Origin of the sequence: Pseudomonas sp. 65/3-MNA-CIBAN-0223 (genome assembly GCF_040310425.1) — a bacterium.
GTDB lineage: Bacteria > Pseudomonadota > Gammaproteobacteria > Pseudomonadales > Pseudomonadaceae > Aquipseudomonas > Aquipseudomonas gregormendelii.
In genome coordinates this window covers 122,375-144,553 of the sequence record NZ_JBEOPV010000005.1, presented here as the reverse complement: position 1 = coordinate 144,553, position 22,179 = coordinate 122,375, and the positions used below count along the sequence as shown (strand labels likewise).

Genomic DNA, 22,179 nt, shown 5'->3' with positions numbered 1-22,179 from the left:
TTTTGATCTCGAGCTTAAAAACAAGATCAAAAGATCGCAGCCTCCGGCAGCTCCTACAGGGGACGCGGCAGCCTGGGCTACCGCGCACTGCTTTAGTCTTCCAGCAGCTCTTCAGCCTGACCCAGGATGTTTTCCAGGGTAAAACCGAACTCTTCGAACAAGGCAGGGGCAGGCGCCGACTCGCCGTAGGTGGTCATGCCGATGACGCGGCCTTCCAGGCCCACGTACTTGTACCAGTAGTCCGCATGCGCGGCTTCGATGGCGATACGGGCGCTGACCTGCAACGGCAATACCGATTGCTTGTAGTCGGCATCCTGGGCATCGAACACGCTGGTGCAAGGCATAGACACCACACGCACATTGCGACCTTGCGCAGTCAGCTTGTCGTACGCCTGAACAGCCAGGCCCACTTCCGAACCAGTGGAAATCAGGATCAGCTCAGGCTCGCCCACGCAGTCCTTCAACACGTAGCCGCCACGGGCGATGTCGGCGATCTGGCCGGCATCACGATCCTGATGCTGCAGGTTCTGACGCGAGAAGATCAGCGCCGAAGGGCCGTCCTTGCGCTCGATTGCCAGTTTCCAGCAAACCGCCGATTCAACGGCATCCGCTGGACGCCAGGTATCGAGGTTCGGGGTGCTGCGCAGGCTGGTCAGTTGCTCGATTGGCTGGTGAGTCGGGCCATCTTCGCCCAGGCCGATGGAGTCGTGGGTGTAGACGAACACCACGCGCTTTTTCATCAGCGAGGCCATGCGCACTGCGTTGCGTGCGTATTCCATGAACATCAGGAAGGTCGCGCCGTAAGGCACCAGACCGCCGTGCAGGGCGACGCCGTTCATGATCGCGCTCATGCCGAATTCGCGAACGCCGTAGTACATGTAGTTGCCGCTGGCGTCTTCGCCGGTGACACCTTTGCAACCTTTCCACAGGGTCAGGTTGGAACCGGCCAGGTCAGCGGAGCCGCCCAGCAGTTCAGGCAACAGCGGACCATAGGCATTCAGGGCGTTCTGGCTGGCCTTGCGGCTGGCGATGGTCTCGCCTTTGGCCGCGACTTCAGCAATGTAGGCCGAGGCTTTTTCGGCGAAGTCAGCTGGCAATTCACCGCTCAGGCGACGAACCAGTTCGTTGGCCAGGTCAGGGAAGGCAGCGGAATAGGCGGCAAAACGCTGATCCCACTCGGCTTCAGCGGCAAGACCGGCTTCCTTGGCATCCCACTCGGCGTAGATGTCAGCCGGGATTTCGAACGGACCGTGGTTCCAGTTCAGCGCGGTGCGGGTCAGAGCGATTTCCGCATCACCCAGCGGGGCACCGTGGCAGTCTTCTTTACCCTGCTTGTTCGGCGAACCGAAGCCGATCGTGGTCTTGCAGCAGATCAGCGTCGGCTGGTCGCTTTTGCGAGCGGTGTCGATGGCCGTCTTGATTTCTTCAGGGTCGTGACCATCGACGTTGCGGATAACCTGCCAGTTATAGGCTTCGAAACGCTTTGGCGTGTCGTCGGTGAACCAGCCTTCGACTTCGCCGTCGATGGAAATACCGTTGTCATCGTAGAAGGCGATCAGCTTGCCCAGGCCCAAAGTACCGGCCAGGGAGCCGACTTCGTGGGAAATGCCTTCCATCATGCAGCCATCACCCAGGAATACGTAGGTGTGGTGATCAACAACGTTGTGGCCCGGACGGTTGAATTGCGCGGCCAGAACTTTTTCTGCCAGAGCAAAACCAACGGCATTGGCCAGGCCTTGGCCCAGTGGACCGGTCGTGGTTTCAACGCCAGGGGTGTAGCCGAATTCCGGGTGGCCCGGGGTGCGGCTGTGCAGTTGGCGGAAGTTTTTCAGGTCATCGATCGACAGGTCGTAGCCGGTCAGGTGCAGCAGCGAGTAGATCAACATCGAGCCATGGCCGTTGGACAGCACGAAGCGGTCACGGTCAGCGAACGATGGATTGCTCGGGTTGTGCTTCAGGTAGTCACGCCAAAGTACTTCGGCGATATCCGCCATACCCATAGGGGCACCGGGATGGCCGCTGTTGGCTTTTTGCACGGCATCCATGCTGAGGGCACGAATGGCGTTGGCACGCTCACGACGGCTGGGCATCGCTGTTCTCCTGCGGATATTGAATCGAGAGTGAATAAAACGAATCGGAAAAAAGGCGAGCATTTTCCCTCACCGACCGGCCTCGGGGCAATGACAGATAGTCATATGAGGACGTTTTTCCCATGACAGGCGGCGGTTTCGCTTGGTGAAACCTTTCCGCTGTACGTTTGTAGAGTAAAGCAGGCGCCGGGAAGTGCCATCTATCGAGCAATATCAAAACTTTTTGATATTGCTCTTGCGGTGTTTTCGACCCGTGACTAGACTGCCGGCCTTATGAATTTACGCGTGCCATCCATTCAACATGACGATTGCGACGAGCTGGCGGCCCTTTGCAAGGCCGGCGGCGATCCTTTGCGTCTGAATGTGTTGCGCGTGCTGGCCAACGATTCGTTTGGCGTACTGGAACTGGCGCAGATTTTCGGCATGGGTCAGTCGGGCATGAGTCACCACCTCAAAGTACTGGCCCAGGCCGAACTGGTGGCGACTCGCCGTGAAGGCAATGCGATTTTCTATCGTCGCGCCCTGCCCCACACTGAACTGCTGGGCGGCAAGCTGCATGCCGCCCTGCTCGAAGAAGTGGATAACCTGACCCTGCCTGCCGATGTGCAGTCGCGGATCGGTCAGGTCCATGGGCAACGAGCAGCTGCCAGCCAGGACTTCTTCTCGCGGGTCGCGGAAAAATTTCGCGCCCAGCAGGACCTGATTGCCGGCTTGCCGCAGTACCGCGACAGCGTGGTAGCACTGCTCGACAAGCTGGGTTTCGGCGAGAGCGCCACGGCGATCGAAGTCGGCCCCGGTGACGGCGCCTTCCTGCCGGAACTGGCGCGGCGTTTCATGCACGTAACGGCACTGGATAACAGCCCGGCCATGCTTGAACTGGCACGCCAGGTCTGTGAACGCGAAGCCCTGGGCAACGTCAGCCTGCAGCTCGCCGATGCGTTGAACGGCGTCAGCCTCACGGCTGATTGCGTTGTATTGAACATGGTACTGCACCATTTTGCCGCGCCGGCTGATGCCCTAAGGCACATGGCCGTTTTGCTGAAACCAGGCGGTAGCCTGTTAGTGACAGAGTTATGTAGCCACAACCAGAGTTGGGCCAAGGAGGCCTGCGGTGATCTCTGGTTGGGGTTTGAACAGGACGATCTGGCCCGTTGGGCCACCGCTGCGGGACTCGTTCCCGGGGAAAGCCTCTATGTAGGCTTACGTAATGGTTTCCAGATTCAGGTCCGCCACTTTCAGCGGCCGGCTGGCGACACTCACCATCGGTAAATTCAGGAAAACATCGAGATGAGCGAATACTCCCTCTTCACCTCCGAGTCCGTGTCTGAAGGGCATCCGGACAAAATCGCCGACCAGATTTCTGATGCGGTGCTGGACGCAATCATTGCTGAAGACAAGTTCGCCCGCGTGGCGTGCGAGACGCTGGTGAAAACGGGCGTGGCGATCATCGCCGGCGAAGTCACCACCTCGGCCTGGGTTGACCTGGAGCAGATCGTTCGTGATGTGATCACCGACATCGGCTACACCAGCTCCGACGTTGGTTTCGACGGTGCGACCTGCGGCGTGATGAACATCATCGGCAAGCAGTCCCCTGACATCAACCAGGGTGTCGACCGTGCCAAGCCTGAAGATCAGGGCGCCGGCGACCAGGGCCTGATGTTCGGCTACGCCAGCAACGAGACCGACGTGCTGATGCCGGCACCAATCACCTTCTCTCACCAGCTGGTACAGCGTCAGGCTGAAGCGCGCAAATCCGGCCTGCTGCCGTGGCTGCGCCCGGACGCCAAGTCCCAGGTCACCTGCCGTTACGAAAATGGCAAAGTCGTGGGCATCGATGCCGTGGTCCTGTCGACCCAGCACAACCCTGAAGTGTCGTACAAAGACCTGCGCGAAGGCGTGATGGAGCTGATCGTCAAGCACGTACTGCCTGCCGAGCTGCTGCACAAGGACACCCAGTTCCACATCAACCCGACTGGCCAGTTCATCATTGGTGGCCCGGTTGGCGACTGCGGCCTGACCGGTCGCAAGATCATCGTCGACACCTACGGCGGCATGGCTCGTCACGGTGGCGGTGCGTTCTCCGGCAAGGATCCTTCCAAGGTTGACCGTTCGGCCGCCTACGCCGGTCGTTACGTGGCCAAGAACATTGTGGCTGCTGGCCTGGCCGAGCGTTGCGAGATTCAGGTTTCCTACGCAATCGGCGTGGCCCAGCCTACGTCGATCTCGCTGAACACCTTTGGCACCGGCAAGATCAGCGATGAGAAAATCATCAACCTGGTGCGTGAAGTGTTCGACCTGCGTCCTTACGCCATCACCACCATGCTCGACCTGCTGCACCCGATGTACCAGGAGACCGCCGCTTACGGCCACTTCGGCCGTACCCCGGAAACCAAGACCGTGGGCGAAGACACCTTCACCACGTTCACCTGGGAAAAAACCGACCGCGCTGACGCCCTGCGTTCCGCTGCTGGTTTGTAAGACTTCCCCGGCGGTACCCGAAGCCCCGCACGGTTCGCCGTGCGGGGCTTTTTTGTGGCTGTGTCTCAAGCTCAGCACTGTGGGAGCGAGCCTGCTCGCGTTGGGGCCGGCCCATTCACCGCGGGAAATACCAGGCAAAACACTCACCCTCCGGGCCTGGCAATACTGACTAATCTTCAACAACCCCCAATGAGCAAGGACGCTCACGATGCGCTTGTTGATCGCTATTCTCCTGACCTTCCTTTCGCTCTCCGTCCACGCAGCCCCATGCCCCGACTGGCCCCCCGGGCGAGCCCAGGAAGAGATCAGCGCCGTGCAAAAACAGATCGACCTGTGGGACGACAGCTACCATCGCCAAGGCCAGTCCATGGTCGCCGACGAACTTTACGATCAAGCCCGCGCTCAACTGACCGACTGGCAGCAATGCTTCAATCTGGACGCGCCGGCAGATCCACTGCGCACCGCAGGTGGCTCGATTCCACACCCCATCCCCCACACCGGCCTGAACAAACTCATTGATGGCGCAGCCATTGAAGACTGGCTGAAAAATCGCAACCAAGTCTGGGTTCAACCCAAGGTCGATGGCGTGGCAGTGAGCCTGGTGTATGAGAAAGGTGTACTGGTGCGCGCGATCAGTCGCGGCAACGGGGTGCAGGGCAAGGACTGGACCGCATCGGCGCGGCGGATTGGCGGCATCCCGCAACAGCTTTCGCAACCCCGGGACCTGGTGGTGCAAGGTGAACTGTATTGGCGCCTGGATGGCCACGTTCAAGCCAGTGCCGGCAGCCTCAATGCTCGGGGCAACGTCGCCGGACTGATGGCGCGCAAACAACTAAGCGCGCAGGACGCCGCAGGCATCGGCCTGTTCGTGTGGGAATGGCCAGAAGGCCCAGCCAGTCTTTCCGCGCGCATTGCCGCCCTGGACGCATTGGGATTCGATAGCACCGCGCCCTTGAGCCACCCGATCGCGGAACTGGCCGACGTCGTGCGCTGGCGTGAGCATTGGTACCGCTCACCCCTGCCTTTCGCCAGCGATGGCATTGTCCTGCGCCAGGACGAGCGCCCCTCTGCCGATCGCTGGCAAGCCAAGGCGCCCTACTGGATCGTGGCCTGGAAATACCCTTTCGCCCAGGCGCTGGCCGAAGTTCGCAAGGTCCATTTCAACATCGGACGCACTGGCCGGATCACTCCAGTGCTGGATGTAGCGCCGATATGGCTCGATGATCGCCAGATCAAGCGCGTCAGCGTCAGTTCCCTGCCACGCTGGCAAGCGCTGGATATCCGCCCTGGCGACCAGGTGTCCATCAGCCTGGCCGGCCTGACCATTCCAAGGCTGGACGGCGTCATACTGCGTAGCGTCGAGCGCGTTCACATGGAGGTTCCAGAAGCTGCGGATTTTCATCAGCTCAGTTGCTGGCAACCCACTCAGGGCTGTCAAAGCCAGTTTCTCGCGCGACTGACCTGGCTCAGCGGCAAGCAAGGGCTGGACATGCCAAACATCGGCCCGGGCACCTGGGAGAAACTTCTGGAAACAGGCCGACTGAAGGGACTGCTGGATTGGTTGACCCTCGATGCTCAAGAGCTTGCTAACATTAACGGTTTCGGCGAGCGCAGCACGGCTCAGCTTTTAAACAGCTTCAACAGCGCCCGACAACGTCCGTTCGCACGCTGGCTCAATGCGTTGGGCATGCCGCCAATCGGTCAGGCACAGCTTGCTGATTCGTGGCGGGAACTGGCGCAACGTGAAACCGAACAATGGCAGGCCCAGGCCGGTATAGGCCCGGGACGCGCGGCGCAATTAAGCGCGTTTTTCCGTGACCCGCAGGTCCTGGCCTTGAGCGAAACATTACGTATGGCGGGCGTTGACGGTTTTTAGCGGCCGGCAATACCGTGCATACGGGAACCCATAGGTGCCGATCCGGCTCAAACGGCCCGTCGTCACACCGACACGATTGCCTTTACACATGGAGCTTTTATGAAATTTCTTTCTCCACTCGCCCTGTTGACGCTTTGCAGCGTCATGGCCGCTCCACTGATGGCCGCTGAAGAGGCTCCCGGCCTGACCGGTTGCGCGGCCAAGAAACAGGGCATCATCAACCAGATCGAACTGGCCAAGTCCCACGGTAATGCTGATCAACAGGCCGGCCTGGAAAAAGCCCTGAGCGAAGTCACCACCCACTGCACCGACGCATCACTGCAGAAAGAACGGGAAAACAAGGTGCTGGACGCCAAGCATGAAGTCAGCAAGCGCCAGGCAGACCTGGACAAGGCCATGAAGAAAGGCGACCCGGAGAAGATCAACAAACGCAAAGACAAGCTCGCCGAGTCCCGCAAGGAATTGCAGGAAGCGCTGGATGAGCTGGATAAATAAATATAAAGAATGACCGAAGCTTTCGGTTGCTCTGACTGGCCTCTTCGCGAGCAAGTCGAATCGTCAGCCAGAGCGCCGCAAATCAGTGATCCCGAAATTCTTTATGGCACGCACTGCAGGCATCTTCGACTTTCTGCACCGCCGGCCCCAGATTGCTGGCCTTGTAGGGTTGAACCTTGCTGGCAACCACCAATTCACCGGTGGCGGCTTCAAGCGTGCGAGCCATTTCCTGGAAGCGTGCCTGTTTCTGCCAGACATCATCCTTGGCGCTGGTGTGATCTTCTTCGCGCACCTGCGGGAAATGTTTCCAGGGCTCATGGGACAAGGCATCGAGCTTCACGGCACCGTCAGCGAACTTCGCGCCATCGAATGGAATGCGACCCCGCAACATGCCACCCAGGTCTTCACCGGTCTTGAGCATCTGTTTGAAAATCGCCTTGCGCTGGCCCAGCGGCGAATTCGGGTCGACGCCGCCACAAGCAGTCAACGTCAGGCAGGCCAGCAATACAACGGAAAGTCTTTTAAGAGTCATGGTGGCTTCAGGTCACGGGAACGGCGGCCAGTATCCTCGCGTCATCCGTAAAGACCAATAGCCCTATTATCAATATGGGTTGTTCGAGCGCATGGAGCACTCAGGCAACCAGCAAAGGAATTACTCCATGATCAGCTGCATCAAGGCATGGCGCCCTCGCCTGTCCTGGACTCTCCCGATAGTCGCCGTGCTCGCCGGCTGCACCGGGGGCGAAAACACCCCACCCAAAACCCACGCGCTGGCGACTTACTCCAGCGCCACCTGGGAAGCGTTGCCAACGGTGTCGGACAACGACCTGATCGCCGGCTTCGGTTCGTGGCGCAGCGCCTGTAACCGACTCAAGGCCGACGCGGTCTGGGGCGCCACTTGTGCGGCCTCCGCCAACGTCCCGGCAACCGCCAACGAAATCCGCGGATTCCTCAAGCAACACCTGGACGTCTACGGCTTGCGCGCTGCCAATGACAACCCCAACGGCCTGATCACCGGTTACTACGAACCGGTCTACCCTGGCAGCCTGACTCAGACCGCGGTGGCGAATATTCCGGTGTACGGCGTGCCGGAGGACATGATCATTGTCTCGCTGGACAGCATCTATCCGGAACTCAAAGGCAAACGCCTGCGCGGAAGGCTCGAAGGTCGCGTACTCAAGCCCTACGACGATGCAGCCACCATCGAAACCAAAGGGGTGAAGGCACCCGTCGTGGCCTGGCTGACCGACCCGATGAATCTGCAATTCCTGCAGATCCAGGGTTCGGGTCGCATCCAGCTCGATGATGGCCGTCAGTTGCGCATTGCTTACGCCGATCAAAACGGCCACCCCTATCGACCGATCGGCCGCTGGCTGGTGGAACAGGGCGAGCTGAAAAAAGAAGATGTGACGATGGGCGCCATCAGTGATTGGGCCAAGGCCAATCCGGCTCGCATACCGGAACTGCTTGGCAGCAACCCGAGCTACGTGTTTTTCACCCGCAACCCGGACAGCAACGAAGGCCCTCGCGGGTCGCTCAACGTACCGCTCACAGCCGGCTACAGTGCGGCGGTTGATCGCAAGGTGATCCCGCTGGGCAGCCTGTTGTGGCTTTCCACCACCCGACCTGACGGAACGGCGCTGGTTCGACCGGTAGCGGCACAGGATACTGGCGGAGCGATTGCCGGCGAAGTACGCGCGGACCTGTTCTGGGGCACCGGTGAAGCTGCCGGGCAGTTGGCCGGGGATATGAAACAGCAGGGTCAGATCTGGATGTTATGGCCCAAGGGCGCGGCGTTGCCGCAGGTGCCTCAGGTGGCTGACAAACCCTGAGCGCGAACAAAGATAAAGATCGCAGCCTCGTTGCACTCGACAGCTCCTACACAGCTCCTTCAACACAGCTCCTGCAGGGATCTGCGTAGGAGCTGTCGAGGGCACCGAGGCTGCGATCTCTTGATCTTACGCCGACACCACAAACAAACTGATAATCAGGCCCATCCCCACAAACCACACCAACGACCGCAAGATCGCCCAATCTGCCAGGTAGCAGATGATGTAGAGCAAGCGGCTGGTGATAAACAACACCGACAGCACATTGATCGTCACCAGCTCCGCGTTGCCGGCCAGGTGCGCCACGATCACCGCAGCTGCAAACGCTGGGGCCACTTCGAAGCTGTTCAGTTGCGCCGCGTGCGCGCGTCGACCAAACCCATTCAACGATTCAAGAAAGTCCCGAGGGTCGTGGTTGTCTTTCAACCTGTACCCACCACTGATCTTGGCCACGCCGACGCAGACGTAGGGCAGAAATATCGCGATCAAGATGCACCACAGAGCAACCGTCATAAAGCAGTCCCTTTTCAAGTTCCAGAATTGTTATCAGCGTTAAAACTTCATCACCAGCATGCCGATCAGTACCAGCCCACAGGCTAAGAGCCGCGGCCGGCCGAAAGGTTCTTTCAGGTAGCGCATGCCGAACAGCACCACCAGGATCACACTGATCTCGCGCAACGCCGCCGCTTCGGCAATCGAGCCCAGCTGCATGGCCCACAGCACCAGAGCGTAGCTGAACAACACGCAGAATCCGACTGCCAATCCCAGCCGCCATTGTTCGCGCCAGAACAGCATGAACGCCGGTCGCTTGCGCACCAGTGCCAGCAATGGAAAAGGCCAGGCGCTGATCAGCGTCACCCACACCAGGTAATCCAGTGGATGTGACCAGCGCCGCAAAGCCTGGCCGTCGATGAAGGTGTAGCAGCCAATACACAGGCCGATCAACGCCACCACCGGCAACATCGACCACGGCAGCCGCGCCCCGCCTCCGCCTTGCCACAGCAGGCACAGCATGCCGAGCGGGATCAGCAAGATGCCGAAGATCTGCTGATGGGTCAGTACCTCTGCGGCGAAAAGCAGTGTCAGCGCCAGCACCACCAACGGCGACAATCCGCGCATCAGTGGATACACCAGCCCGAGGTCACCGACCCTGTAAGCCTGGATCAGCAGATAACGATAAAGCAACTCGAAGGCCGCCGACGCAAGAATCCATGGCCAGATCTCCTGCGGCGGCCACTCCACGAAAGGCAACATGACGGCCACGAACAACAGGGCCACGCTGTCCATGCAGGCAACTACCAGCAGCCGTTCGGCGCTGAATTTGATCAAGGTATTCCACGCCGCGTGCAACAGCGCCGCCACTAACACCAAAGCCGTTGCAAGCACGGCATGCTCCTTTTGTGACCCACTCCCCTGTAGGAGCTCGCTCGCGATGGACGTCAACGATAACGCGCGCCTTCTGGATTAACGCATCGCCATCACGTTTTTTTGCGAGCAAGCTCTCTCCTAAGGGAAACGGGAGAATTGATTCGCCATATGTCAGCAGCTGTTTATACTGCAAGCGACCACGCCGCACTCAGTTGCGCACAGACCAATTCCAATAATTTTTGCCCGCGACCCGCTCTGTTCCAGAGCGGTCTCTGGCATGCGTATGCCTGATTACAGCGTCAAGACTACCGACAGAGAACTTGCGCATGCCACTCGCGTTATTCGCCCTCGCTGTTGCCGCATTCGGCATCGGCACCACTGAATTCGTCATCATGGGGCTGCTGCCCGACGTCGCCCGCGACCTTGCGGTAAGCATCCCCCACGCCGGCCTGCTGATCACCGGGTACGCCCTGGGTGTGGTGTTCGGCGCGCCGATCCTCGCGATCGGCACCGCCAACATGCCGCGCAAGGCGACGCTGCTGGGCATGACGCTGATGTTCATTCTCGGCAACATTCTGTGTGCCCTGGCGCCGAACTACGCGACGCTGATGGCCGCTCGCGTGGTCACCGCCCTGTGCCACGGGGCGTTTTTCGGTATTGGTTCGGTGGTGGCCGCCGGCCTGGTAGCACCGAACAAACGTGCCCAGGCGATTGCCATGATGTTTACCGGCCTGACACTGGCCAATGTGTTGGGCGTACCACTGGGCACCGCCCTCGGACAATACGCCGGCTGGCGCTCGACGTTCTGGGCCGTCTCGGTGATTGGCGTGATTGCGGCCATCGCCCAGTGGGCGTGGCTGCCTAAGGACATCGCCATGGACAAGGCCAACCTTGCCAGCGAGTTCAAGGTGCTGGGCAAGGCCAATGTGTTGATGGCGCTGGGCATGAGCGTGCTGGCGTCGACCAGCCTGTTCAGTGTGTTCACCTACATTGCGCCGATCCTGCAGGACATCACTGGCGTCAGCCCTCATGGCGTGACCATCATGCTGCTGTTGTTTGGCGTAGGCCTCACGGCAGGTAGCATGCTCGGCGGCCGGCTGGCGGACAGCCGCCTGCTGCCGTCATTGGTGGGCATGGCACTGGCGGTAGTGGTGGTGCTTGCAGCTTTCACGCAGACCAGCCACTCGGTCATCCCGGCAGCCATCACGCTGGTGCTGTGGGGAATTTTTGCTTTCGCGCTGTGCCCAATCCTGCAACTGCTGATCATCGACCAGGCCCATGAGGCACCGAACCTGGGCTCGACCCTGAACCAGAGCGCATTCAACCTGGGCAACGCCGCCGGCGCCTGGATCGGCGGGCTGGTAGTCGCCAGCGGCGCCGACCTCGCCGACCTGCCCTGGACCGGCGCGCTGGTCAGCGGCCTGACCGTGGTGACGGCGTTGTACTTCATCTACCGGCAACGACGTGAAGCACCGCTGGCCGGCATCACCGACTGACGTATGAAGTCTCCAGGCGAACGTAGAACCCAAGCCCGCCATCCAGGCGATAATCGATCACGCTTTGCTTTTAACAGTCTTTCCACCACCTGCCAAAGGACCCCGAATGCTTGAGCTTGTCGCTGCATTTATCTGCCTTACCTCGCTGCTCACCTACGTCAATTTCCGCTTTATCGGCCTACCACCCACCATCGGCGTCATGGTCACTGCCCTGCTGTTTTCCCTGCTCCTGCAAGGACTGAGCTTCCTGGGTTATCCCGGTCTTGAAGAACGCATTCAACAACTGATCGGACAGATCGACTTCGGCGATCTGCTGATGAACTGGATGCTGTCATTCCTGCTGTTCGCCGGCGCCCTGCACGTCAATCTCAATGACCTGCGCAGCTATCGCTGGCCCATTGGCCTGCTCGCGACTTTCGGCGTCCTGATCGCCACCGCCGTGATCGGTAGCCTGGCCTATTACATCTTTGCCCTGTTCGGCTGGCACGTGAGCTTCCTGTACTGCCTGCTGTTCGGCGCGCTGATTTCGCCGACAGATCCAATCGCGGTGCTCGGCGTATTACGGACGGCCAACGCCTCCAAGCCGCTGAAAACCACAATCGTCGGCGAGTCGCTATTCAACGACGGCACGGCGGTGGTGGTGTTCACCGTACTGTTGGGTATCGCGCAACTGGGTGAGACGCCAACCGTCGGCGCAACCGCCATGCTGTTCGTGCATGAAGCTGTTGGCGGCGTGCTGTTTGGCGCGCTGATCGGTTATCTGGTGTACCTGATGATCAAGAGCATCGAGCAGCATCAGATCGAAGTAATGCTGACGTTGGCGCTGGTGATCGGTGGTTCGGCGATGGCCTCGGAGTTGCACGTGTCCGCGCCGATCGCGATGGTGGTCGCCGGCCTGATCATCGGCAACCTGGGCCGCAACCTGGCGATGAACGACATGACCCGCAAGTACCTGGACGGTTTTTGGGAGCTGCTCGACGACATGCTCAACGCCCTGCTGTTTGCCCTGATCGGCATGGAGCTATTGCTGCTGCCATTCAACTGGCTGCACGTGCTGGCAGCCAGTTTGCTGGCCGTGGCAATCTTGCTGTCACGCCTGCTGACCGTGGCGCCGGCCATCCTGCTGCTGCGTCGCTGGCGCACAGTCCCGCGCGGGACAATCAGGATTCTGACCTGGGGCGGGCTGCGTGGAGGTGTTTCGGTAGCCTTGGCGCTGGCGCTGCCGCTGGGGCCGGAGCGCGACCTGTTGCTGAGCATTACCTACATTGTGGTGCTGTCGTCGATCCTGCTGCAGGGCCTGAGCATCGGCAAACTCGTCAAGCACGTCACCCGTGATGAGCCTGCGCCAGCGGCACAGGCGGGTCATCACTGATTACTTCTTGAGCTTTTGCGGATCAGGCTGCTGATCCGCATCCTCCTTGGGCGGCCCGCTTTCGCTGCGAATCTGTGCATGGCTCAGCAGCGCAAAAATGAAGCTGCCTCCGATGATATTCCCCGCCAGCGTCGGCCCGGCAAACACCAGCCAGAAATCACTCCACGACAACTCGCCGGCAAACACCAGGTACGACACCTCGGCCGAGCCGACCACGATGTGGGTGAAATCCCCCAGCGCCATCAGGTAGGTGATCAGAATGATGATCCACATCTTCGCGCTTTCCATGGAAGGGATCATCCAGACCATAGTGGCGATCATCCAGCCCGAGACGATGCCCTTGGCGAACATCTTGCTCGCGTCGTTCTCCATCACCTTGCGCCCGATGTCGAGAAAGGCCATGTCGGTCTTGGTGTCGAAAATCGGCAGGTGGAGCATTACATAAGCCACCAGCAAGGTACCGCACAGGTTGCCCACCAGCACCACCGTCCACAGCCGCAGCAGCCGCCCGAAATTGTTAAGGGTCGGTTTGGTCATGATCGGCAGCACTGCCGTCAGGGTGTTTTCGGTAAACAGTTGCTGACGGGCAAGGATCACCGCGAGGAAGCCGGCGCAGTAACCGAAGCTGGCGATTACCTTGAACCCTTCTGCGTCCGGCAGGCGAGAGTTGAGCAAGCCCATGGCCATGAGGGACAAGCCCATGGTCAGGCCGGCCGCGAGGGCGGACCACCAAAGGGCGGCGACGCTGCGTTCCAGCTCCTGATCACCCTGGGTGCGGATGATTTCATGCAGCACGGCAGCGCGCGGCGGCTGGCTTTTGTCGACGTCGTGTTTTTCCTGGGCCGAAAGGTTCGGGGTCTTGCCGTCTTTTTGCGTGTCCATAGTGCTCCGGAACCGGTGGCGTGAGATGTACGTACGACAGGCGCGGTTCGGAGCTGTTCACTGCTCACACTAACGAAACATCAGTCCTGTGGTAGTGCGGCCTGTGGGAGCCATGTGCGGAGCCTGTGGGAGCATCAATCTGTGGGAGCAAGGCTTGCCCGCGATGGGGTCATTAGCGACACCAGACACCGAGATGAACTCGGATTTTTCCGGTGATGCTAGCGACGCCATCGCCGGCAAGCCGGCTCCCACGAACTCGTGTTACTCGTCCTGGAACTGATCTTTGACGTATTTGATTTCGGTCCGGCCGTGCGGCGCAGGCAAGCCGTCTTCGCCGAGGTTCACGAACACCATTTTCTCCACCGTCAGGATGCTCTTGCGCGTAATCTTGTTGCGCACTTCGCAGGTCAGGCTGATGGACGTGCGGCCAAACTCGGTGGCGGTAATGCCCAATTCAATGATGTCACCCTGGCGCGAGGCACTGACGAAGTTGATTTCCGAAATGTACTTGGTGACCACGCGCTGGTTGCCCAGCTGGACAATGGCGTAAATGGCCGCCTCTTCGTCGATCCAGCGCAACAGGCTGCCGCCGAACAGCGTGCCGTTGGGGTTGAGGTCTTCGGGTTTTACCCATTTGCGGGTGTGGAAATTCATATTCACTCCTGAGCGTCTTGCCGAATGATGGTTACCATCATGGCAGAGCTCGGGCTAGAGCTCTATTCGCCATCGACTATGGCATCGATTACCGTTCAGACATTGACCTGCAGAAAGGCTTTGGAAGATCAGCATAGCCCGCTATAATCGCCACCGTTTCAAAACGGTAAAGATCGTTTGCTACCGTTTTCCCGCCACCTGTCCGAGGGGCGCTGCAGCAGGTTCAACCTGTCAGGCTCGGATGGGGCGTTGCCTGGTCCCAGCGACCGGACACTAAACGCACAACGGCGCCCATTCGCATACATTACGAATGGAGGCTCTTCATGAGCGCTGTTATCACGCCTGCAGATTTTAACGATTACAAAGTTGCCGACATGTCCCTGGCCGCCTGGGGTCGTCGCGAAACCATCATCGCCGAATCGGAAATGCCGGCCCTGATGGGTCTGCGTCGCAAATACGCTGCCGAGCAGCCGCTCAAAGGCGCGAAGATCCTCGGCTGCATCCACATGACCATCCAGACTGCCGTGCTGATCGAAACCCTGGTTGCCCTGGGTGCCGAAGTGCGCTGGTCGTCCTGCAACATCTTCTCGACTCAGGATCAGGCCGCTGCTGCTATCGCCGCTGCCGGCATCGCGGTATACGCCTGGAAAGGCGAAACCGAAGAAGAGTACGAGTGGTGCCTTGAGCAAACCATCCTCAAAGATGGCGCGCCTTGGGATGCCAACATGATCCTCGACGATGGCGGCGACCTGACCGAGTTGCTGCACAAGAAATACCCGGCAATCCTGGACCGCGTCCATGGCGTCACCGAAGAGACCACCACCGGCGTTCACCGCCTGCTGGACATGCTGGCCAAGGGCGAACTGAAAATCCCGGCCATCAACGTCAACGACTCGGTCACCAAGAGCAAGAACGACAATAAGTACGGCTGCCGTCACAGCCTGAACGATGCGATCAAGCGTGGCACCGACCACCTGCTGTCGGGCAAGCAAGCACTGGTTATCGGCTACGGCGACGTCGGTAAGGGTTCGGCCCAGTCCCTGCGCCAGGAAGGCATGATCGTCAAGGTTTCCGAAGTCGATCCGATCTGCGCCATGCAAGCCTGCATGGATGGTTTCGAACTGGTTTCGCCATTCATCGACGGTATCAACAACGGTACTGAAGAGAGCATCGACAAAGCACTGCTGGGCAAGATCGACCTGATCGTGACCACCACCGGCAACGTCAACGTCTGCGACTCGAACATGCTAAAAGCCCTGAAGAAGCGCGCTGTTGTCTGCAACATCGGCCACTTCGACAACGAGATCGACACTGCTTTCATGCGCAAGAACTGGGCATGGGAAGAAGTGAAGCCGCAGGTGCACAAGATCCACCGCACCGGTCCTGGCGCATTCGATGCCCAGAACGATGACTACCTGATCCTGCTGGCTGAAGGCCGTCTGGTTAACCTGGGCAACGCCACAGGTCACCCAAGCCGCATCATGGACGGTTCGTTCGCCAACCAGGTTTTGGCACAGATCTTCCTGTTCGGCCAGAAATACGCCGACCTGTCGCCAGCCCAGAAAGCCGAGCGCCTGACCGTTGAAGTACTGCCCAAGAAACTCGACGAAGAAGTGGCTCTGGAAATGGTTCGCGGCTTCGGTGGTGTTGTGACGCAACTGACCAAGCAGCAGGCTGACTACATCGGCGTGACTGTTGAAGGTCCGTTCAAGCCGCACGCCTACCGCTACTGATCGGTCCTGCTCCGCTCCCCCATGGGGAGCGGTTTAATGCAGGCCTGTGGGAGCAAAGCTTGCTCGCGATGGCGTCGCCATGGTCTCACTGAAGACCGCAGCGTCTCTATCGCGAGCAAGCTTTGCTCCCACAGGGTGCACGGTGCCTTCCAGGCTTACGCGTTTCCAAGGATATGACCATGTCCCAAGACCGTCGCTACAGCTTCGAGTTCTTCCCTACGAAGACCGACGCTGGGCATGAAAAGCTGCTCGCCACTGCCCGCCAGCTGGCTACCTACAACCCTGATTTCTTCTCCTGCACCTACGGCGCAGGTGGCTCAACCCGTGATCGCACGATCAACACCGTGTTGCAGCTCGAAAGCGAAGTCAAAGTCCCTGCCGCCCCGCATTTGTCCTGCGTGGGTGACAGCAAGGACGATCTGCGCGGCCTGTTGACTCAGTACAAAGCGGCTGGCATTACCCGTATCGTCGCCTTGCGCGGCGACCTGCCCTCGGGAATGGGCATGGCCAGCGGCGAATTGCGTCACGCCAATGACCTGGTGGAATTCATTCGTGAAGAGACCGGCGATCATTTCCACATCGAAGTCGCCGCTTATCCGGAAATGCACCCGCAAGCGCGCAATTTCGAAGACGATCTCGCCAACTTCGTGCGCAAAGCCAACGCCGGCGCCGATAGCGCGATCACCCAGTACTTCTTCAACGCCGACAGCTACTTCTACTTCGTCGAGCGGGTGCGGGCATTGGGCGTTAACATCCCGATCGTGCCGGGCATCATGCCAATCACCAACTACAGCAAGCTGGCACGCTTCTCTGATGCCTGCGGTGCGGAAATTCCGCGCTGGATCCGCAAGCAGCTGGAAGCCTACGGCGACGACACCCGCAGCATTCAGGGCTTCGGTGAGCAAGTCATCACCGAGATGTGCGAGCGTCTGCTGCAGGGTGGCGCGCCAGGGTTGCACTTCTATACGTTGAACCAGGCCGAGCCGAGTCTGGCGGTGTGGAACAATTTGAAGTTGCCGCGCTAAGCAAAGAGCAAGATCAAAAGATCGCAGCCTTCGGCAGCTCCTACCGGGAATAAACAAACCCGGTGCAGGAGCTGCCGAAGGCTGCGATCTTTTGCTTTCAACGCCCTTTTTCTGTGCGCTAATCCACGGAGATAGAGCTTCTCCATGCAGTTTCTGGCTCTTTGCGGCTTCTCGTCGTAATCTCAGGCCATGCCTTTGATCTCACAGTTACTGACGGTGATTTTGTTCACGTGCCTGAGCTTTACAGCCCGGGGCGAGAAACTGCGCATTGTCACCGAGCCCTGGGCACCTTACGTCTATGAAGAGAACGGCAAGGCGCTGGGGCTGGACTATGAAACCACCGCCATCGTCTTCAAGCGCCTGGGCATTGAAGTGCAGTGGCAGTTCCTGCCCTGGAAGCGCTGCCTGTCGATGCTCGAACAAGGCCAGGCCGATGGTGCGCTGGACATTTTTCACAGCGACGAACGCGACGCCACCCTGCTTTACCCCAGCGAACCCCTGTCGCAAGTACAGTTCGTGATGTTCTACGCCAACGACCGCCCGCACCCGTTCACCTCCCTGAACGCCCTGCGCGGCCTGACCATCGGCACCTCGCCGGGCTACCTGTACAGCACCGACTTCAGCCAATCGACGCTGTTTACCAGGGAGCCCGCACCCAGTCATGAAGCAAACTTCGGGAAACTGCTGCGCGGGCGCGTCGACCTGTTGATCACCGACCGCCGAGTGGGCCAGCACCTCCTGGATGAATTGGGCATTCGCGACAAGATCACTGAAAATCCGCTTATCATCAGTGAACAAAGCCAATTCCTCGCGGTGCGTCGCAGTGGCGGCATGGACTTGCTGGTGCAGCGGTTCGGCGCCGAGCTCAAGCGCTTTAAGCGCGAGCCTGCCTATGCCGAGCTGAGTGCCCGATATGGCGCGGGACCTGCCGTCGAAGTACCCGCAAACGGCCTGACTACCGTACGCGGCAAAACCGTTGAGCAGCAGGAAAGCGGCGCGCAGTGATTGCTCTGTTATACTCCGGCCTTCCCGCCAGGCTCACGCCCGGACGCTCGGACTTGTTCAAGGCATCTCGACCCCGCTACAGCGCAGCTTTTCAGCCCGCGCGAGCGCTCCAGACGAGCTTTTCAGACCCAGCAGGACCGGACGGGATTGCGTTCTTCTTAAACGCCATTCGCGCCAGGCAAGACTCCCATTGGGCCAAGCCCTAACTAAAACAGGATTACTCATGTCCTTTGCTTCCCTCGGTCTCTCCGAGGCTTTAGTCCGCGCCATCGAGGCGGCGGGCTATACCGAGCCTACTCCGGTGCAACAGCGGGCCATTCCCGCCGTGTTGCAAGGTCGCGACCTCATGGTTGCGGCACAGACAGGTACTGGTAAAACCGGTGGCTTCGCCCTTCCGATTCTGGAGCGGTTGTTCCCTAACGGTCACCCGGACAAATCCCAGCGTCACGGCCCGCGCCAACCGCGCGTACTGGTCCTGACCCCTACCCGTGAACTCGCGGCCCAGGTCCATGAGAGCTTCAAGGTCTATGCCCGTGACCTGAAGTTTGTCAGCGCCTGCATTTTCGGCGGCGTCGGCATGAACCCACAGGTTCAGGCCATGTCCCGTGGCGTTGATGTGCTGGTGGCCTGCCCTGGCCGCCTGCTCGACCTCGCCGGCCAAGGCAGCGTCGATTTGTCCCACGTGGAAATCCTCGTGCTGGACGAAGCAGACCGCATGCTCGACATGGGCTTTGTGCATGACGTGAAGAAGGTGCTGGCTCGCTTGCCAAGCAAACGTCAGAACCTGCTGTTCTCGGCGACCTTCTCCAAGGACATCACCGATCTCGCCGGCAAGCTGCTGCACAACCCGGAACGCATCGAAGTCACTCCGCCGAACACCACGGTCGAGCGCATCGAGCAACGCGTGTTCCGTCTGCCAGCCAACCACAAGCGTTCGCTGCTGGCGCACCTGATCACCGCAGGCGCCTGGGAACAGGTCCTGGTCTTCACCCGCACCAAGCACGGCGCCAACCGCCTGGCCGAGTACCTGGACAAGCACGGCCTCAGCGCCGTCGCCATCCACGGCAACAAGAGCCAGAACGCCCGCACCAAAGCCCTGGCCGATTTCAAGGCCGGTGAAGTGCGCATCCTGGTTGCCACCGACATCGCGGCTCGCGGCCTCGACATCGACCAGTTGCCACACGTGGTCAACTTCGAATTGCCGAACGTCGACGAAGATTACGTTCACCGTATCGGCCGTACTGGCCGTGCCGGTCGTTCGGGCGAGGCCATTTCGCTGGTGGCTCCGGACGAAGAAAAGCTGCTCAAAAGCATCGAGCGCATGACCAGGCAGAAAATCGCCGACGGCGACCTGATGGGCTTCGACTCCAGCGCTGTAGAGGCCGAGAAGCCTGAAGTGCGCGAGCGTCCGGATGTGCGTAACCCGCGCAACCCACGTGGCCCGCGCGGCGACGGTCCAAACGGCGGCGGTGGCGGTGGCGGCGGTCGTAAAGACAAGGGCAAGGACAAGGGCGGCAAGGAAAAACCTGCAACCACTGGCCGTGGCGATCGCCCGGCCCGTGAGCACAAGCCACGTGAAGGCACGCCAGCTCGCGAGCAACAGCGCCCGGCACCTCGTGCTTCCGCTGATCGCGCACCGGACGAGTTCCTGGACGACGACATCGATAACTTCGGTAATCGCGTCGACTACGTGCCGCAAGCCAAGCCGGCTCAGGGCCGTGGCCGTCGTCCAGGTGCTCCGGCACCGGGTGCGGCAGCCGGCGCAGGTGCCGGTGCACCGCGCAACGGCGGTAAGCCACAGGGTCGCCAGAGCGGTCCGCGCAGCAGCGACGGCGCCACCACTGGCACTCCGCCGGCCAAGCGCAGTGGCCCACGCAGCGGTGCTCCACGTGACGGTCAAGCCCGTCGCGAAGAAGGTCGCAATCGCCGTCCGGCGCGTGACGATCAGCCTCGCTCGGAACCAGCGGTGCAGAACCCGCGCGGCCCGGCACCGAAGATCATTCACAAGGAGTCGAAAACCGATCGTTTCCCGACACCTGAACAGCTTGATCAATTGCCAGGCCGTCCTCGCGGCGAAAAACCAGCGCTGCTGACTCGTAATCGCTGAGTTAACGCTGCAATAAAAAATGCCCCGGATCGCGAGATTCGGGGCATTTTTTCTGGCTAAAGCAAACCCTGTGGGAGCGGGCTTGCCCGCGATGGCGTCAGTCCTGCAGACATTGATATTGACTGACACGCTGCCATCGCGGGCAAGCCCGCTCCCACACTGGATTTCACCACCTGCGTAGATTGCGCCAGGCAATAAAAACGCCCCGGATCGCGAGATCGGGGGCGTTTTTTGTGTCAGCGGCGAATGTTATTTCGCTTTCACACCTTCAAACGAAATGTACAGCTCGACTGCATCGGACTTCGGACCCAGGTCTTTCTGCTTGCCGAAATCGGAACGCTTGATGCTGGTGGTGCCTTCGAAGCCGGCACGGTAGCCGCCCCATGGGTCCTTGCCTTCACCCAGGAAAGTGGCCTTGACCACGATTGGCTTGGTCACGCCAGCCAGAGTCAGGTCGCCCGCGACATCAGCAGTTTCCTGACCAGCAGCGTTTTTGCCGGTGGATTTGACGCTGGTGGAAACAAAGGTCGCCTTGCCGAATTTGCTGGCGTTCAGGAAGTCGGCGCTGGCGATGTGCTTGTCACGTTCAGCGTGGTTGGTGAATACGCTGGCGGTGTTTACATTGAACTCGATCTTGCTGTCTTCAGGCTTGGCCGCATCGAAGCTGAACTTGCCGTCGATGTCCTTGAAGGTACCTGTGATGAAGCTATAGCCCAGGTGGCTGATCTTGAAGTCGACGAAGGCGTGCTGGCCTTCCTTGTCCACGGTGTAGTCGGCCGCCATTACGTTGGCGGACAGCAGCGCGGAACCGATTGCCAGAGCGGCGAGAGTCTTTTTCAACATGCTTTCTATTCCTTTGGAGTCGAGGTTGAACATCAGGCTTTGCGGCCGAGCATTCGCTTAAGGGTCGCATCACGATCGATAAAGTGGTGCTTCAATGCTGCCAACGCATGAAGGCCGGAAAAAATGACCAGCGCCCATGCCAGGTAGAAATGAATCAAACCGGCGGTATCTGCCTGGTCCGGTAGCCCGGAGACCAGTGCAGGCACTTCAAACAAGCCAAACACCGGAATCCCGACACCGTCTGCGGTGGAAATCAGGTAACCGGCAATCATCACAGCGAACAAACCAAGGTACAGGAACGAGTGGCCAAACTTGGCGCCAAGGCGCGTCATGCGGCTGTAGCTTTCCAGGGTAGGCGGCGGTGGGCTGACGAAACGCCAAAGCACCCGCAGCAACATCACGGCGAACAGCACCAGGCCAATGCTCTTGTGCAGCTCCGGCGCGTCTTTGCGCCAGGTGCTGTAGTAGTCCAGGTCGATCATCCACAAGCCCAGCGCAAACAATCCAAAGACTGCCAGTGCCACAGTCCAGTGCAAGAAGACGCTGATCCAACCGTAGCGCGAAGAAGAGTTACGTAGCTGCATTGCCCAAATCCTGTGAGAACTGCGACCAAGACTATCGACTTATCTATCGAATTAAAGCGGAAAATTTTGCTTTGAAATATCGAGAAATACGATCAAGAGTGTGAGACGGATGAGTTAAGGAAAGATTAAAGTCCAAAGCGTGGCGGGATGTTAGTGGCAGACCGGAAATTAAGTGGTCATCGTGAAGACGCTTTCGCGGGCAAGCCCGCTCCCACAGGAGATGCGTAAACCGAGAAATCACGTACGACACAAAACCCTGTGGGATCGGGCTTGCCCGCGACGGCGATAGTGCGGGCAAAAAAAAGCGCGGCCATTGAGCCGCGCTTCTGTTCAACAGCAAAT

Annotated in this window: 19 protein-coding genes and 1 riboswitch; of the genes, 11 read left to right on the top strand and 8 right to left on the bottom strand. The window is 59.7% G+C overall.

What is annotated here, in order from left to right:
- Positions 1 to 92: 92 nt before the first annotated feature.
- Entirely contained in the window at positions 93 to 2,090 is a 1,998-nt protein-coding gene (gene tkt, locus AAEZ09_RS07360) for a transketolase (protein ID WP_045059863.1), read from the bottom strand.
- A 273-nt stretch (positions 2,091 to 2,363) separates the two neighbouring features.
- Between tkt and AAEZ09_RS07355 the strand changes: the two genes are divergently transcribed.
- From AAEZ09_RS07355 to AAEZ09_RS07340, 4 genes are all read left to right on the top strand, one after another.
- Positions 2,364 to 3,359, top strand: coding sequence for an ArsR/SmtB family transcription factor (locus AAEZ09_RS07355; protein ID WP_045059862.1), 996 nt, complete (start codon positions 2,364 to 2,366; stop codon positions 3,357 to 3,359).
- Between the two features lie 18 nt (positions 3,360 to 3,377).
- Entirely contained in the window at positions 3,378 to 4,568 is a 1,191-nt protein-coding gene (gene metK, locus AAEZ09_RS07350) for a methionine adenosyltransferase (protein ID WP_045059861.1), read from the top strand.
- Between the two features lie 208 nt (positions 4,569 to 4,776).
- Positions 4,777 to 6,444, top strand: a complete 1,668-nt coding sequence (gene ligB / locus AAEZ09_RS07345) for an NAD-dependent DNA ligase LigB (RefSeq protein ID WP_350598851.1) — start codon at positions 4,777 to 4,779, stop codon at positions 6,442 to 6,444.
- Between the two features lie 99 nt (positions 6,445 to 6,543).
- Positions 6,544 to 6,939, top strand: coding sequence for a DUF1090 domain-containing protein (locus AAEZ09_RS07340; RefSeq protein WP_045059859.1), 396 nt, complete (start codon positions 6,544 to 6,546; stop codon positions 6,937 to 6,939).
- Between the two features lie 82 nt (positions 6,940 to 7,021).
- On the opposite strand, the gene AAEZ09_RS07335 is transcribed toward AAEZ09_RS07340, so the two are convergent.
- Positions 7,022 to 7,471 carry a c-type cytochrome gene (locus AAEZ09_RS07335; RefSeq protein ID WP_205892063.1) on the bottom strand — a complete coding sequence of 150 codons (450 nt, stop codon included), beginning with the start codon at positions 7,469 to 7,471 and terminating at the stop codon, positions 7,022 to 7,024.
- A 127-nt stretch (positions 7,472 to 7,598) separates the two neighbouring features.
- Here AAEZ09_RS07335 and mltA point away from each other — a divergent pair, with 127 nt between their 5' ends.
- Positions 7,599 to 8,771 carry a murein transglycosylase A gene (gene mltA / locus AAEZ09_RS07330; protein WP_350598849.1) on the top strand — a complete coding sequence of 391 codons (1,173 nt, stop codon included), beginning with the start codon at positions 7,599 to 7,601 and terminating at the stop codon, positions 8,769 to 8,771.
- Positions 8,772 to 8,897: 126 nt separating this feature from the next.
- Here the strand turns inward: mltA and AAEZ09_RS07325 are convergent, their stop codons facing one another.
- Both AAEZ09_RS07325 and AAEZ09_RS07320 read right to left on the bottom strand, forming a co-directional pair.
- Positions 8,898 to 9,281, bottom strand: a complete 384-nt coding sequence (locus tag AAEZ09_RS07325) for an MAPEG family protein (protein WP_045059856.1) — start codon at positions 9,279 to 9,281, stop codon at positions 8,898 to 8,900.
- A gap of 39 nt (positions 9,282 to 9,320) precedes the next feature.
- Positions 9,321 to 10,154, bottom strand: a complete 834-nt coding sequence (locus AAEZ09_RS07320; RefSeq protein WP_350598845.1) for an EamA family transporter — start codon at positions 10,152 to 10,154, stop codon at positions 9,321 to 9,323.
- 308 nt (positions 10,155 to 10,462) lie between these two features.
- Between AAEZ09_RS07320 and AAEZ09_RS07315 the strand changes: the two genes are divergently transcribed.
- Positions 10,463 to 11,632 carry an MFS transporter gene (locus AAEZ09_RS07315; RefSeq protein ID WP_045059854.1) on the top strand — a complete coding sequence of 390 codons (1,170 nt, stop codon included), beginning with the start codon at positions 10,463 to 10,465 and terminating at the stop codon, positions 11,630 to 11,632.
- Positions 11,633 to 11,738: 106 nt separating this feature from the next.
- Positions 11,739 to 13,004 (top strand): cation:proton antiporter, encoded by a 1,266-nt coding sequence (locus AAEZ09_RS07310; RefSeq protein WP_350598843.1) that lies wholly within the window; start codon positions 11,739 to 11,741, stop codon positions 13,002 to 13,004.
- Here the strand turns inward: AAEZ09_RS07310 and AAEZ09_RS07305 are convergent, their stop codons facing one another.
- On the bottom strand, positions 13,005 to 13,886 hold the full coding sequence (locus AAEZ09_RS07305; protein ID WP_350598839.1) for a formate/nitrite transporter family protein: 882 nt from the start codon (positions 13,884 to 13,886) through the stop codon (positions 13,005 to 13,007).
- Between the two features lie 261 nt (positions 13,887 to 14,147).
- Positions 14,148 to 14,540, bottom strand: coding sequence for an acyl-CoA thioesterase (locus tag AAEZ09_RS07300; protein ID WP_045059851.1), 393 nt, complete (start codon positions 14,538 to 14,540; stop codon positions 14,148 to 14,150).
- 198 nt (positions 14,541 to 14,738) lie between these two features.
- A riboswitch (S-adenosyl-L-homocysteine riboswitch) is annotated at positions 14,739 to 14,840 on the top strand.
- Positions 14,841 to 14,863: 23 nt separating this feature from the next.
- Here AAEZ09_RS07300 and ahcY point away from each other — a divergent pair.
- The 4 genes from ahcY (at position 14,864) to rhlE2 (ending at position 20,410) form a co-directional block, all read left to right on the top strand.
- The gene (ahcY, locus tag AAEZ09_RS07295; protein ID WP_045059850.1) at positions 14,864 to 16,273 is read left to right on the top strand and encodes an adenosylhomocysteinase; all 1,410 of its coding nucleotides are present in this window, start codon (positions 14,864 to 14,866) and stop codon (positions 16,271 to 16,273) included.
- A 179-nt stretch (positions 16,274 to 16,452) separates the two neighbouring features.
- Positions 16,453 to 17,298, top strand: coding sequence for a methylenetetrahydrofolate reductase [NAD(P)H] (metF, locus tag AAEZ09_RS07290; RefSeq protein ID WP_045059849.1), 846 nt, complete (start codon positions 16,453 to 16,455; stop codon positions 17,296 to 17,298).
- 189 nt (positions 17,299 to 17,487) lie between these two features.
- Entirely contained in the window at positions 17,488 to 18,303 is an 816-nt protein-coding gene (locus AAEZ09_RS07285; RefSeq protein WP_045059848.1) for a substrate-binding periplasmic protein, read from the top strand.
- 223 nt (positions 18,304 to 18,526) lie between these two features.
- Positions 18,527 to 20,410 (top strand): RNA helicase RhlE2, encoded by a 1,884-nt coding sequence (rhlE2, locus tag AAEZ09_RS07280; RefSeq protein WP_350598836.1) that lies wholly within the window; start codon positions 18,527 to 18,529, stop codon positions 20,408 to 20,410.
- 249 nt (positions 20,411 to 20,659) lie between these two features.
- Here rhlE2 and AAEZ09_RS07275 read toward each other — a convergent pair whose 3' ends face one another.
- Together AAEZ09_RS07275 and AAEZ09_RS07270 are read right to left on the bottom strand one after the other, a co-directional pair.
- Positions 20,660 to 21,253: a YceI family protein gene (locus AAEZ09_RS07275; RefSeq protein WP_045059846.1), complete on the bottom strand. Its 594-nt coding sequence runs from the start codon at positions 21,251 to 21,253 to the stop codon at positions 20,660 to 20,662.
- 32 nt (positions 21,254 to 21,285) lie between these two features.
- Positions 21,286 to 21,837 carry a cytochrome b gene (locus AAEZ09_RS07270; protein ID WP_350598834.1) on the bottom strand — a complete coding sequence of 184 codons (552 nt, stop codon included), beginning with the start codon at positions 21,835 to 21,837 and terminating at the stop codon, positions 21,286 to 21,288.
- Between the last annotated feature and the right edge of the window lie 342 nt (positions 21,838 to 22,179).

Coding starts and splice junctions, on each gene's coding strand:
- AAEZ09_RS07300 (WP_045059851.1), bottom strand. CDS start 14,540: ATGAATTTCCACACCCGCAAATGGGTAAAACCCGAAGACCTCAACCCC.
- AAEZ09_RS07305 (WP_350598839.1), bottom strand. CDS start 13,886: ATGGACACGCAAAAAGACGGCAAGACCCCGAACCTTTCGGCCCAGGAA.
- metF (WP_045059849.1), top strand. CDS start 16,453: ATGTCCCAAGACCGTCGCTACAGCTTCGAGTTCTTCCCTACGAAGACC.
- rhlE2 (WP_350598836.1), top strand. CDS start 18,527: ATGTCCTTTGCTTCCCTCGGTCTCTCCGAGGCTTTAGTCCGCGCCATC.
- AAEZ09_RS07325 (WP_045059856.1), bottom strand. CDS start 9,281: ATGACGGTTGCTCTGTGGTGCATCTTGATCGCGATATTTCTGCCCTAC.
- AAEZ09_RS07285 (WP_045059848.1), top strand. CDS start 17,488: ATGCCTTTGATCTCACAGTTACTGACGGTGATTTTGTTCACGTGCCTG.
- AAEZ09_RS07270 (WP_350598834.1), bottom strand. CDS start 21,837: ATGCAGCTACGTAACTCTTCTTCGCGCTACGGTTGGATCAGCGTCTTC.
- metK (WP_045059861.1), top strand. CDS start 3,378: ATGAGCGAATACTCCCTCTTCACCTCCGAGTCCGTGTCTGAAGGGCAT.
- ahcY (WP_045059850.1), top strand. CDS start 14,864: ATGAGCGCTGTTATCACGCCTGCAGATTTTAACGATTACAAAGTTGCC.
- AAEZ09_RS07310 (WP_350598843.1), top strand. CDS start 11,739: ATGCTTGAGCTTGTCGCTGCATTTATCTGCCTTACCTCGCTGCTCACC.
- AAEZ09_RS07340 (WP_045059859.1), top strand. CDS start 6,544: ATGAAATTTCTTTCTCCACTCGCCCTGTTGACGCTTTGCAGCGTCATG.
- AAEZ09_RS07355 (WP_045059862.1), top strand. CDS start 2,364: ATGAATTTACGCGTGCCATCCATTCAACATGACGATTGCGACGAGCTG.
- ligB (WP_350598851.1), top strand. CDS start 4,777: ATGCGCTTGTTGATCGCTATTCTCCTGACCTTCCTTTCGCTCTCCGTC.
- AAEZ09_RS07335 (WP_205892063.1), bottom strand. CDS start 7,471: ATGACTCTTAAAAGACTTTCCGTTGTATTGCTGGCCTGCCTGACGTTG.
- tkt (WP_045059863.1), bottom strand. CDS start 2,090: ATGCCCAGCCGTCGTGAGCGTGCCAACGCCATTCGTGCCCTCAGCATG.
- mltA (WP_350598849.1), top strand. CDS start 7,599: ATGATCAGCTGCATCAAGGCATGGCGCCCTCGCCTGTCCTGGACTCTC.
- AAEZ09_RS07275 (WP_045059846.1), bottom strand. CDS start 21,253: ATGTTGAAAAAGACTCTCGCCGCTCTGGCAATCGGTTCCGCGCTGCTG.
- AAEZ09_RS07315 (WP_045059854.1), top strand. CDS start 10,463: ATGCCACTCGCGTTATTCGCCCTCGCTGTTGCCGCATTCGGCATCGGC.